12 protein-coding genes are annotated in these 12,548 nt (G+C 63.4%); 3 read left to right on the plus strand and 9 right to left on the minus strand.

Annotated elements, in window-relative coordinates:
* The first annotated feature begins 93 nt into the window (after positions 1-93).
* Positions 94-771, plus strand: a complete 678-nt coding sequence (locus tag G557_RS0104465; RefSeq protein ID WP_028245102.1) for a LysE family translocator — start codon at positions 94-96, stop codon at positions 769-771.
* Positions 772-799: 28 nt separating this feature from the next.
* On the opposite strand, the gene hpf is transcribed toward G557_RS0104465, so the two are convergent.
* The 3 genes from hpf to gltX form a co-directional block, all read right to left on the minus strand.
* Positions 800-1,432, minus strand: a complete 633-nt coding sequence (hpf, locus tag G557_RS0104470; RefSeq protein ID WP_028245103.1) for a ribosome hibernation-promoting factor, HPF/YfiA family — start codon at positions 1,430-1,432, stop codon at positions 800-802.
* 95 nt (positions 1,433-1,527) lie between these two features.
* Entirely contained in the window at positions 1,528-2,502 is a 975-nt protein-coding gene (locus tag G557_RS0104475) for an NAD(P)/FAD-dependent oxidoreductase (RefSeq protein WP_245542768.1), read from the minus strand.
* Complete coding sequence (gene gltX / locus G557_RS0104480; RefSeq protein WP_028245105.1) at positions 2,499-4,034, minus strand: glutamate--tRNA ligase; 1,536 nt, start codon at positions 4,032-4,034, stop codon at positions 2,499-2,501. The genes G557_RS0104475 and gltX overlap by 4 nt, the downstream gene beginning before the upstream one ends.
* 129 nt (positions 4,035-4,163) lie before the next feature.
* Between gltX and G557_RS0104485 the strand changes: the two genes are divergently transcribed.
* Complete coding sequence (locus G557_RS0104485; protein ID WP_028245106.1) at positions 4,164-5,945, plus strand: cation:proton antiporter; 1,782 nt, start codon at positions 4,164-4,166, stop codon at positions 5,943-5,945.
* Positions 5,942-6,349, plus strand: coding sequence for a type II toxin-antitoxin system PemK/MazF family toxin (locus G557_RS11720; RefSeq protein WP_051224544.1), 408 nt, complete (start codon positions 5,942-5,944; stop codon positions 6,347-6,349). The genes G557_RS0104485 and G557_RS11720 overlap by 4 nt, the downstream gene beginning before the upstream one ends.
* Here G557_RS11720 and G557_RS0104495 read toward each other — a convergent pair whose 3' ends face one another.
* From G557_RS0104495 to recA, 6 genes are all read right to left on the minus strand, one after another.
* Entirely contained in the window at positions 6,350-7,363 is a 1,014-nt protein-coding gene (locus tag G557_RS0104495) for an aldo/keto reductase family protein (protein WP_028245107.1), read from the minus strand.
* A gap of 67 nt (positions 7,364-7,430) precedes the next feature.
* Complete coding sequence (gene dapF / locus G557_RS0104500) at positions 7,431-8,309, minus strand: diaminopimelate epimerase (RefSeq protein WP_028245108.1); 879 nt, start codon at positions 8,307-8,309, stop codon at positions 7,431-7,433.
* Positions 8,306-9,256 carry a tRNA (adenosine(37)-N6)-dimethylallyltransferase MiaA gene (miaA, locus tag G557_RS11725; RefSeq protein ID WP_051224547.1) on the minus strand — a complete coding sequence of 317 codons (951 nt, stop codon included), beginning with the start codon at positions 9,254-9,256 and terminating at the stop codon, positions 8,306-8,308. The genes dapF and miaA overlap by 4 nt, the downstream gene beginning before the upstream one ends.
* Entirely contained in the window at positions 9,253-10,776 is a 1,524-nt protein-coding gene (gene miaB / locus G557_RS0104510; RefSeq protein ID WP_036961131.1) for a tRNA (N6-isopentenyl adenosine(37)-C2)-methylthiotransferase MiaB, read from the minus strand. Before miaB ends, miaA begins: the two co-directional genes overlap by 4 nt.
* 46 nt (positions 10,777-10,822) lie before the next feature.
* Positions 10,823-11,401 carry a regulatory protein RecX gene (locus G557_RS0104515; RefSeq protein ID WP_028245110.1) on the minus strand — a complete coding sequence of 193 codons (579 nt, stop codon included), beginning with the start codon at positions 11,399-11,401 and terminating at the stop codon, positions 10,823-10,825.
* Positions 11,401-12,459, minus strand: a complete 1,059-nt coding sequence (recA, locus tag G557_RS0104520) for a recombinase RecA (protein WP_028245111.1) — start codon at positions 12,457-12,459, stop codon at positions 11,401-11,403. The genes G557_RS0104515 and recA overlap by 1 nt, the downstream gene beginning before the upstream one ends.
* Between the last annotated feature and the right edge of the window lie 89 nt (positions 12,460-12,548).

The following is a 12,548-nucleotide window of genomic DNA, read 5'->3' on the forward strand; positions in this document are numbered from 1 at the left end:
TTCAGCAGGTTTTTAGCAACACTGCTGGAGCATCCGTCAATACCATTGCTCGCAGAGCGCCACACACCTGGCGCTGCTCGTCGAGAGGACCGAATGGATACCGCTGCACTGCCCGCGTTCTTCGCGGTGAGCCTCGTGGTGGTGATCACCCCGGGCGCCGACTGGGCCTACATTCTGTCGCACGCCACATCGCTGCGCGAGGCCCTGGCAGCCATCGGTGGGTTGCTCGTGGGCTACCTCGGCCATACTCTGCTGGCAGCGGCAGGACTGACGTTGGCGGTGGCGATGATCCCGGGGATGCTCAGCGCGCTCACCGTCGTCGGGGCCGGCTACCTGTGTTGGCTGGGCGTGCAGACTCTGCGACATCCGGCAACCGCACATCTTGCTGCCCGGGCGGCCGGCGCCGGGCTGGCCACGGTGACTGCCCCCATCGATCTGCGGTCGATCAGGCCTGCCCCGGCCCGCGCGATCATGTTGCGCGGCGCAGGAGTCAGCGGACTGAACCCCAAAGTGGTGCTGCTGTTTCTGGCGCTCATGCCCCAATTCGTCAGTGCTGACGCCACGTGGCCGTTGAGCGCACAGATTGCCGCCTTAGGAGCCATGCACGTGCTGGCCACCGTGACGTTCTACTGCGCGCTGGCAGTGATTGCCGTGCGCGTTCTGGGAGCACGCCCGCAACTGTTTCACACCGTGTCGCTGGTGTCAGGCGTGCTCATGCTGCTGCTCGGCAGCGGCCTGCTGGTCGAACAGGTGGTCAGCGCACTGGGCTGAATCGCCACGCTGACCACCTGCCGAGGGATCAGTCGTCTTCGGGGTCGCCCAGCCGAATCACGCCGTAGTTCCAGCCTTTGCGGCGGTAGACCACACTGGCCTTGCCGGTCTCGACATCTTCAAAGAGGTAGAAGTCGTGACCAACCAGCTCCATCTGGTCGACCGCTTCTTCGGCAGTGATTCGCTCGGCCGGCACCTCTTTGTGGCGAACCACTACAGGCGAGATCACTTCACCATGTTCGGCCTGATCGGCGGCCAGCTGCGCCGGCGTGGGAGTGCCGGCCAGTTCGGCCTCATCGGCCACCGGCAGGTCTGCGGTAGCCGCAGCGATGTCAGCCAGGGATGGCGCCGGACGCCCCTTCGCCGGCTTACGACGGTCTTTGGAACGTCGCAGGCGCTCGGTGAGTTTGCCCAAGGCGAGGTCGAAGGCGCTGAAGCGGTCACCGCCCTCAGACTCGGCACGCACCACAGGGCCGGGCGCCACAACGGTCAGCTCGACGCGCTCGCCCAAGCTGGGCTTCTTGTCGCTGACGTTCGTAACTTTGACTTCGAAGGTCTGTGCGCGATCAGAGAGTTGGGCGATCTTGTCGGCTTTCTGCTCGACATACGTCTCGAATCGGTCTGAGCGCTTGAGTCCGCGTGCCTGAATGCTGATCTGCATGGCAGCCCTCCTTCGTGTCGTCGGTCGAGCCGAGACCGGCACGACCGGTGGTAAGTGACTTCATCCTACGCGACCACGCGGCACCCGTGCGTCGATCAGAATCTGGCGAAGATGAGATCGTTATTCAGACCGATGGCCGCACGCGACCCTTCGCCTGCCGCAATGATCAGCTGTGACGGCGTGATGCCGCGGATGTCACCGGCAGCGTAAACGCCTGGCACGCTGGAGCGTCCGTATTCGTCGGTCTTCACTCCACCGAGATCGCCGGCCGTCGGCACCAAGTCGAGCACCACCTGCGGCAGGCTCCACTCGGGCTGCACGAACCCGCCAGTGGCTTCGATGACGGTGCCGTCGCTCAACTCGACTGCACTCAACCGCCCCTGTTCGCCGTGCAGGTGGGCGATCGGTGTGTCGATCACTTCGATATCACGCTTGGCCAGCGAGGCCCGAGCCCCGCCGTCGGCCACGCCCGAACCGTTCGTGAGCACCACTTCGCGTTCAGCCCACTGGGAGGCACGTTTGGCAGTATTGATCAGCTCGGGGTTCTCGCCGATGACCACCAGCGACTGCTCGCGTCGCTCCCAGCCGTCGCAGTGCACGCAGCTGAACACTGTCGAGCCATAGTAGGTCAGCAGATCGGGCACTTCGGGCAGACGCTCGAGCACACCGGTCGCCAGCAACACCTTTCGTGCCCGCACCTGGCCGCTCGGCCCACCGCGAACACCGCGAACAGTCGCCACAAAGTCGCCGTCTTCACCGGTGATCGCGTCGACCTCACCCCAACGGAACTCGACGTCTGGGTACTGCTCGAGATCTTGGCGACCGAGTTCGCGCAGCTGCATTGGCGGCGTGCCGTCGCGGGTGATGAACCCATGCGACATGTAGGTGGCACGGTTGCGCGGACGGTTGCCGTCAACGATGACGACTCGGCGCCTGGCTCTGGCGAGCACGAGTGCGGCGCTCAGCCCCGCTGGCCCACCTCCGACGATGATGCAGTCGACCTCGGTCACGTGCCCGCCCTCTCTTTCGCGCTCAGTGGTCAGCGTCGTTGCTGAACCCGGTTGACTCACGCCTCGGCAGTCTCGGCCAAGTGCGCAGCCAGCACTGGTTCGAATCGGTCGAACCGGCTGAGTGTCTCGGCCCTGCCGAGCAGTTCGAGCGACTCGAACAGCGGCGGCGACACTCGCCGGCCAGACACCAGGGTGCGAATGGGGCCGAAGGCCAGGCGTGGCTTGACGCCGAGCTCGTCGACCAGAGCCGTCTGCAGCGCCTGGTGGATGTCGTCAGTGGTCCAGTGGGCCTCATCGAGCGCCTCAAGGGCAGCACGAGCCGCACCGACCACCGACGCGGGGTCACCCTTGAGCTGTTTGAGCGCATCCTCGTCGTAGCTGAGTTGATCAGCGGTGACGAAGAAGAAGCGCAGCATGTCGACCGACTCGCCGAGCAGATTGATGCGCGGCTGCACCAGCGGCACTGCGGCATGCAGGATGTGCTGCTCGCGATCGGTCAGCGGGTCGCCGACCAGCCCGGCCTGCTGCACGAACGCGGTCAGCCGGCGCTCATAGTCATCGGCATCGAGCGCGCGCAGGTGATCGGCGTTGATGGCTGTGGCTTTTTTGACGTCGAAGCGAGCCGGGTTCGGGTTCACGTCGGCGACGTCGAAGTGTTCGACCAGTTCAGCCGGTGAGAACACGTCACGATCGGGGCCGATCGACCAGCCGAGCAGTGCCAGATAGTTGACCAGGCCTTCGGGAATGAACCCGTGCTCACGATGCAGAAAGAGATTCGACTCGGGGTCGCGCTTTGACAGCTTCTTGTTGCCTTCGCCCATCACGAAGGGCAGGTGCCCGAAGTGCGGGATGAAGTCGGTGACGCCGATCTTGATCAGTGCATGGTAGAGCGCGATCTGGCGCGGGGTCGACGAGAGCAGATCTTCACCGCGCAGCACGTGAGTGATGCCCATCAGCGCATCGTCGACCGGGTTGACCAAGGTGTAGAGCGGGTCGCCATTGGGGCGCACCACCACGAAGTCGGTGAACGACCCCGCCGGAAAACTGATCTCGCCGCGCACGAGGTCGACGAACGACAGATCAGTGTCGGGCACACGCAGACGCAGTGCCGGCTTGCGACCTTCGGCGCGGAAGGCTGCGCGCTGTTCGTCGGTCAAGTCGCGCTCGAAGTTGTCGTAGCCCTGCTTGGGGTTGCGGCCGGCGGCGACGTTGCGCGCCTCCATTTCGTCGGGTGTGACGAAGCTCTCGTAGACATAGCCGGCAGCCTTGAGCCGCTCAATCACATCGAGATAGATATCGCGACGCTGTGACTGTCGGTACGGCCCATTTGGGCCACCGACGTCGATGCCCTCATCCCAGTCGAGGTGCAGCCAGCGCAACGCCTCAACGATCTGCGCGTAGCTCTCTTCGCTGTCTCGCTCGGCATCGGTGTCTTCGATGCGGAACACGAACGTGCCGCCGACATGGCGGGCATACGCCCAGTTGAACAGTGCCGTGCGAGCCATACCAACGTGCGGAGTGCCCGTTGGAGAGGGACAGAAGCGCACTTTGATGTCAGAGCCGGTCGCGGTGGTGAAGAGATCAGCGGTCATGATGCATCATCCTACCCCGGGCAGGCGACAGCAGCGGGAGGCCCGCGCGGCTCGTTCATCGACATCTCACAGCTGCGTCAGAGGGTCGAGGATACAATAGAGGCCAAACCTACGTGACCCGAGGCCCTCATGAACAATCTCGTGCTCTTCAGCCTGCTCACGCTCGCTGTGCTCATCACCGCTCTCGCCCGCCGGCGAGGTTGGTCGGCCCCCTTGGTCGTCGTCGTGATCAGCTCGATCGCATCGTTCCTGCCGTTCGTGCCACAATTCGACATCGATGCCGAGCTCGTGCTCACCCTGGTGCTGCCTCCGCTGCTGTATTCATCAGCGCTGAACATCTCGGTGATCAGCTTCCGACGCAATCTGCGAGACATCAGCCTGTTGGGCATCGTGTTGGTGCTGGTGACCGCAGCGGTGGTCGGCTTTGTCGCCTTCCACACCATTCCCGACATGACTTGGGCTGCGGCGCTGCTCCTCGGAGCGATCATCGCCCCGCCAGATGCAGTATCGGCGACTTCAGTGGGGCGTCAGCTCAAGTTACCCAGACGGCTCATGACCGTGATGCTCGGCGAAAGCCTGATCAACGATGCCACCTCGCTGACGCTGATGAAGGTGGCACTGACCATTGCCGGAGGCGTCACGCTCACTGTGGGCGACGATCTGTTCATCTTCGTCAAGGCTGTGGGCATCGGTGTAGGGCTTGGTTTGGTCATCGGCGTGTTCTACAACTGGGGTCGGCGCTGGCTCAACGACCCGGTCATCGAATCGCTGCTCGGACTGCTGCTGCCGTTCTTCGCATACGTGGGCGCCGAGCACTTCGGCGGCTCCGGTGTGCTCGCGGTGGTCACTGCTGGCCTGTTCATCGGCTACCACTCCCCGACCGCCAGCTATCGCACCCGCCTGCAAGACGAGCCACTCTGGCGTGCCCTCGACGTGCTGCTCGAGAGCTTGGTGTTTGCGCTGATCGGTCTACAGCTGCACGCCACCATCGAGAATCTCACCGCGAGCTCACGAGGCATCGTGCCCAGTCTGGTCGCGGCCGGGCTCATTCTTCTCACGACCATACTGGTACGCCCGGCCTTCATCTTCGCGGTCTACGGCAGTGAGGCATTGCTGGCTCGCGGCCGTCGACGCCGCGAAGAAGCGCGTGAGGTGGCGGCAGCACAAGAAGAGACCGTGGTGTCGTCAGACGCAAAGCCTGGCTTGCTCACCCGTTCGATTCAGGTGATCACCCCAGAGAACAGCGCCAGTCGCCGCCTTGCAGTGCACGCCAAGAGCACGGTGCGTGCGTTCGGCCCGCCAAAAACCCCACTCAACTGGCGCGAGCTCACTGTGCTCTCTTGGTCGGGCATGCGCGGCGTGGTCACCTTGGCCGCATCTCTGAGTGTGCCGGCCACTTTGGTCGACGGTGATGCCTTCCCAGCGCACGACATGGTGCTGCTGGTGGCCTTTGTGGTGACAGTCGGTACGCTGCTCATTCAGGGCCTTACCCTGCCCGCGCTCATCCGCACCCTGAAGGTCGAAGACCCCACGCAAGACCGCCGAGATCGTCTGGCTCGCCAGCGGCTGCTGCGCAGCAGCCTGACCGAGGCCACCTCGTTCGTCAAACGCCGCGAGGGCACTTGGCGCAAGAAATACGGAGACGAAACCGTCGATCGCGCAGTGAGCAGCATCGAGTCACGCCTCAACCGCATTGAGCGCCAACTCGACTCGGCCGAGCACCAAGAGGTCAATTCACTGACCACCAAGCACATCACCGAGCTGCGTCGCCAGGTGCTCGCCACCAGGCGCCAGATCCTGTTGCGCGAACGCAACCAGGGCACCATCGACGAAGAGGTGATGCGCGAGGTGATGCGCGGCCTCGACGCTGAAGAGCTCGCGCTCGATCAGTCGATCGTGGGCGCCCGTTGACCGAGCGCGGCTGCGTCGCCGTCTCGTTCAACGAGCTGAGACACTGCGACGATGCTGACGGCATCCATGCGGTGACGGGGTTTGCTCCCGGCGACGTCATCTGGAGCTGGGTGCCCTTCGATGGCGCCGGCGGCAAAGACCGCCCTTGCGTGGTGCTGGCCAGCGACGGCGAGCGCGATGCGCTGATCGTGGCGTATCTCACCAGCAGCGACCACTCTGACGACGGCGACCATGTCTTTTTGGGCTACGGAGCCTGGGCCTCGGACAGTCGCGCCAGCTGGGCACGTGCCAGCCGAGTGTTTCGCGTGCGCACCATCGACATTCGCGACAGCGGAGTGTCGCTCGATCGTGCGCAGCTGAAGGCGCTGCGCTGGGCAGTCGGCCTGCACCAGCGCAGCCGCTGATCAACTGGGGCGCTGCTGCGGGGCGTTCTCGAGCGTCTTTGCCGGGTCGGTCTCGGCGAAGGGCAGAATCACCTCGTCGATGGCCTGCAGCACATCAGCCGACAGCTTGACGCCGAAGGCCTTGGTGTTCTGCGTCACCTGCTCGGGGCGCGAGGCACCAATGATCGCCCCGGCGATGTTGTCGTTGTTGAGCACCCAGGCCAGCGACAGCTGTGCAATGGTCAGGCCGTGGTCGTCAGCGATCGGCTGCAGCCGTTGCACCGCCTCGAGCAGATCGTCGCGCAGGTATTTCTCGATCGTGCGCGCTCCCCCGTGTTCGTCGGTGGCTCGGCTGCCCGCGGGCACCGGCTGCCCCGGCAGATACTTGCCAGTGAGCACGCCCTGTGCCAGTGGCGACCAGACGATCTGCGAGATGCCGAGGTCTTCGGAGGCGGGAATGACCTCACCTTCGATGACCCGCCACAGCAGGGAGTACTGCGGCTGGTTCGAAATGATGCGGAAGCCCGCCTGCAGAGCGAGCTCCTGCCCCGCGCGCAGCTGGTCGGCGCTCCACTCGGAGACACCGATGTACAGGGCCTTGCCTGCGCTCACCACGTCGGCGAAAGCCTGAATCGTCTCTTCGAGCGGGGTCTCGGTGTCATACCGGTGCGCTTGGTACAGGTCGACGTAGTCTGTGTCGAGGCGGCTCAGCGAACCATCGATCGATTCAAGAATGTGCTTGCGGCTGAGTCCGGAGTCGTTGTGCCCCTTGGGACCGGTGGGCCAGTACACCTTGGTGAAGATCTCGAGCGACTCGCGGCGCTGGCCGCGCAGTGCCTCACCGAGCACGGCTTCGGCCTTGGTGTTGGCATAGACATCTGCCGTATCGAACGACGAGATGCCGGCGTCGAGTGCAGCATGCACGGATGCGATGGCCGCGTCGTTCTCAATCTGCGAGCCGTGAGTGAGCCAGTTGCCGAAGATCAGCTCGGAGATCTTGAGGCCAGAGTTGCCGAGGTAGCGGAATTCAGTCATGCGCGCCACGATAGCGCAAGTGTCGTGCTGATGACAGAGTGTTTCGCTGACGGTCGCGGGCAAGCGCTCAGTCGATCTCGATCGTGCCGCTGAACGACAGTTCAGCAGGGCCAGCCAACCCCACATGCTCGCCGTCTTCGGCCGCGAACATTCGCACGGTCAATACTCCGCCCGGCACTCGCACGCGCCAGATGTCGGGCGCCTCCTGCCCCGTCCAATGGCGCGTGGCCAGGGCCGCAGCGACAGTGCCTGTACCGCAGGAGAGGGTCTCGCCCACACCGCGCTCAAACACTCGCATGCTGATGTGGCCAACACCGTCGACAATGAAGGGATCGTCTGGCACTACGAACTCGACGTTGGCTCCTGCTGCCGGTGGCGGATCGAGCACCGGAGGTCGAGCCAACACCAGCTCGTCAAGCTGCTCGCGATCTGGCAGCAGCACCACGACATGCGGATTGCCAACATCAATGCCCAAGCCGGGACGAGGTGCGCCTCCCTGTTCGTCTGCCACGGTGATCTCGCCGGGCACCAGCCTCCATCGGCCGATGTCGACCTGAAAACCGGTGCCGTTGGCCTGCACATCTTTGATGCCTGCTCGTGTGGCGACTGGCAGCGTCGAACCTGCGGGAATCTCGGCGAGCCCGCGCTCGGTGAGATACCGGCTGAACACACGCACGCCGTTGCCGCACATCTCGGCAAGACTGCCGTCGCCGTTGCGATAGTCCATGAACCACTCGGCATCGGGTTCTTCAGTCAGCAACGCCTCAGCCTCGGCCACCGCACGGGTGCGCACTACCCGGATCAGGCCGTCGGCGCCGACCCCGAAATGGCGATCACAGAGCTTGGCCACTTGCGCTTCAGAGAGGTCGAGACGCCCGTCTGGGTCTTCGACGAGCACGAAGTCGTTCCCGGTGCCCTGCGCCTTAGTGAAGGTGATCTCGGTCATGCCTGCCTCGAACTCTCATGAGCGGATATGGTGCTGCTCTCAACGATAGCGTTGACCACCCGGCTCACGTTGTGCGGATCGCTACTGGTCAGCATGGTCGCATCGCCATGATGACGAAACCAGGTGCGCTGCTTCTTGGTGAGTCGAACTGTCGCCTGCACCGTGGCGTCGATGGCCTGTTGCTCGGTCAGCTCTCCATCGATCTGCGCGATCGCCTGCGGGTAGCCAGTAGCCCGGAGTGCGGTCGGGGCCTGCCGAAGACCTACGGTCAGCAGAGCACGCACCTCGTCGACAAACCCGGCCTGCCACATAGCCCTCGTGCGTTGGGCAATGCGCTCGTCAAGCTCTGGCTTCGGACACTCTAAAAGAAACAGGTGATGATCACGCCAGAGCGAGCGTTGTGTGCGAAACGAACTAAACGGTAGCCCGGTGAGCTCACACACCTCAAGGGCACGCACCACTCGCCGCACATTGCGTCGGTCGATGCGTGCGGCAGCGGCTGGATCGAGCTGCTGCAGCCGCAGGTACACCGATTCGACGCCATGTGCTTCGACCTGTTGTTCGATGGCGGCCCGTATCTGTGGGTCGGTGCCCGGCATCACCTGATCAGTCAGCAGTGCGTCGAGATAGAAGCCGGATCCGCCGACGACAATGACGTCAGCACCCCGGTGCAACAGGTCGTCGATCAGCGGACGCGCCGCCGCGCGGTAGCCTGCAACCGTTGACTCCTGCGTGATGTCGAGCACGTCAAGCAGATGATGCGGCACACCGCGCCGCTCAGCGAACGTGATCTTGGCGGTGCCAATGTTCATGCCGCGATAAAGCTGCATCGCGTCGGCATTGACGATGTGGGCCTCACGGCCGCTCTCGATCACAGCACAGGCAACATCGACGGCCAGATCACTCTTGCCCGTCGCAGTCGCCCCGGCAATGACGGTCAGGCTCATCGGGCCTGTGGCGGTCGACCGATGGGAGGCATACCGAGTGAGACTTTGGGCGCACCCGTCTCGCAGGCTTCGGCCTGTGCACTCTGCCAGACATCGCCAGAGGCGGTGCGCTCGACGACATAGCCGATGGGTGAGTCGGCGATCAGGTGATAGGGCGCCGCATCGGTCACCGTGACCGTCACAAGGTCGCCCGGTCGAGGCGTATCGAACGTGGTGTCGGCTGGCATGCTGAAGTGCACCAGCCTGTTGTCGCGCGCCCGGCCGGTCAGTCTGTGAGTCGACTCGTCTTTGCGCCCCTCGCTCGGCGCTACCAGCACCTCGACCGAGCGCCCCACGATGCGTTGGTTCTCTTCGAGCGCAATCTGGTTCTGCAGCTCAAGCAGACGTTCGTAGCGCTGCTGCACCACGGCCTTGGGCACTTGGTCGTCGTATTCTGCCGCAGGAGTGCCTGGCCGCGGTGAGTATTGAAAGGTGAAGGCATTCGCGAAACGCGCCTGTCGCACTACCTCGAGGGTCTGCTCGAAGTCTTCTTCGGTTTCGCCGGGAAACCCGACAATGATGTCGGTGCTAATCGCGGCGTCGGGCATGCGTTCGCGCACGCTGTCAAGGATGCGCAAGAACTTCGCGCTGCGATACGAGCGTCGCATGGCGCGCAGCACCCGGTCTGAGCCGGATTGCAGTGGCATGTGCAACTGCGGCATCACCGTCGGGGTGTCGGCCATCGCCGCGATGACATCGTCGGTGAACATCGCCGGATGCGGACTGGTGAAACGCAACCGCCGCAGACCTTCGATCTCACCGGCCGTACGAACCAGCTTGCCGAAGGCTTGGCGGTCGCCAAAACCCACCCCGTAAGAGTTGACGTTCTGACCGAGCAGTGTGACCTCGATGACGCCCTGGGCCACCAGCGCCTGTACCTCGGCGAGCACATCGCCAGGGCGCCGATCTTCTTCGCGGCCTCGCAGCGAAGGCACAATGCAGAACGTACACGTGTTGTTGCAGCCGACCGAAATCGAGACCCAACCCGACGAATGTGATTCGCGCTTCGACGGCAGCGTCGACGGAAAGACCTCAAGCGAGTCGAGGATTTCGACTTCAGCCTGATGATTGTGTCTTGCGCGTTCGAGCAGCACGGGCAGCGCGCCCATGTTGTGCGTGCCGAACACCACGTCGACCCACGGGGCCCGCTCGATGATGGTGCCCTGGTCTTTTTGCGCTAAGCAGCCGCCCACTGCGATCTGCATACCCTCATGGCGCTTTTTGACGGTCGCAAGGTGCCCGAGGTTGCCGTAGAGACGGTTGTCGGCGTTTTCACGCACTGCGCAGGTATTCAGTACCACGACATCGGGTTCGACGCCGTCAGCTTCGACGTACCCGGCAGCCTCGAGCGATCCGCGGAGATGCTCAGAATCGTGCACGTTCATTTGACAGCCGAAGGTGCGCACTTCGTAGGTGCGGGGATGCCCGTCAGCGCCTAGCGGGGCGGGTACTGCGGCAGCGGGGGTCTCAATGGCACTCATGATGTCGCCCATTCTATCGAGAGTGCCCCAACACAACCGACCAGCACTAGCCCAACCGGGGTTCGCTGTGCAACACCCTGCGCAACGTCTGTTCGATGGTTGCGGAGTCGAAGCCTTTGCGTTGCAGCGTGGCGCTGATGCGCTGACGCTGCACCAATGGAGACTGAGTGCCCAGACTGCGCAGCCGCTTGCGTGCCAGAGCTTCGGCTTGGGCTACCTGCGCGGCACCAGCCGATGGGTCTGCCAGCACGTGTTCGATGGTGTCACGATCGATACCGCGCGACTCAAGCTCACGACGGATCGCCACAGCACCCTGAGATTTTCGCTTGAGCTGTGTGGCCACCAGCTGCTGCGCGAGAGACTGATCATCGATATCGCCTGAGGCAACCGCCTCACCGATGACCTGATCGATGATCGCTTCGTCGATCTCGTGCGCACGCAGCGCACCGCGGAGCTCATGTTCGGTGCGATCACGTCGACTCAGCAGCTTCTGCAACTGTGCTTGAGCTTCGAGAAGACCCGAGTCTGTTTCGAGCTCACGCTGCAGATCAGCAGCGTCAGGGCGAGACTTCTCGCCCTGACGCCCTGCGCGAAAAGCGGCGAAGTCAACTACCTCGGAAGTCATCAGGCTTCTTTCGCGAGACGCTTCTGATCGAGAGAGGCGACCTGGTCTTCGTCACCGTCAGCAGACACGCCGATGCCCAGCGCCTTCTTGATGCGCGACTCGATATCGGTGGCGATGTCGGCGTGGTCTTTGAGGAATTGGCGGGCGTTCTCTTTGCCCTGCCCCAGCTGCTCGCCTTCGTACGTGTACCACGCGCCGGACTTGCGCACGATCTCGTGTTCGACGCCGAAGTCGAGCAGAGACCCTTCACGAGAGATGCCCTCGCCATAGAGAATGTCGAACTCGGCCTGCTTGAATGGCGGAGCCATCTTGTTTTTGACAACTTTGACACGAGTACGGTTGCCCACAGCATTGCCACTGTCTTTGAGGGTCTCGATGCGCCGGATGTCGAGTCGCACAGAGGCGTAGAACTTCAGCGCTTTGCCACCAGAGGTGGTCTCCGGGCTGCCGAAGAACACCCCGACCTTCTCGCGCAGCTGATTGATGAAGATCGCAGTGGTCTTGGATTGAGCCAAAGCGCCGGTGAGCTTACGCAACGCCTGGCTCATCAGACGAGCCTGAAGCCCAACGTGCGAATCGCCCATGTCGCCTTCGAGTTCTGCGCGCGGTACCAAGGCTGCGACCGAGTCGATGACGATCACGTCGATGGAGCCGGAGCGGATCAGCATGTCGGCGATCTCGAGTGCCTGCTCACCGGTGTCAGGCTGAGCGACCAGCAGCTGATCGATATCGACACCCAGCTTGCGTGCATACTCAGGGTCGAGTGCGTGCTCGGCATCGACGAATGCGGCGATGCCGCCAGCCTTCTGCGCATTGGCCAGAGCATGCAGCGCAACGGTGGTCTTGCCTGATGACTCGGGGCCGTAGATCTCGACGATGCGCCCTCGCGGGAGACCTCCGATGCCCAATGCTGCATCGAGTGCGATCGAACCAGTCGGGATCACCTCGACAGGCGCGCGCTCATCACTGCCCAGTCGCATGACTGAGCCTTTGCCGAACTGGCGGTCGATCTGCGCCAGCGCCGTCTCGAGGGATTTCTCACGGTCGTTCACTGCCATTGCTCTTCCTCACCGTAGATGGAACATGTGTTGCTCATCACGCTAGAGCCAACCACCGACACACACCTGAGATTCGTGCTGCCTGTGGA

This window comes from Pseudoclavibacter soli DSM 23366, assembly GCF_000423505.1.
Lineage (GTDB): Bacteria > Actinomycetota > Actinomycetes > Actinomycetales > Microbacteriaceae > Pseudoclavibacter_A > Pseudoclavibacter_A soli.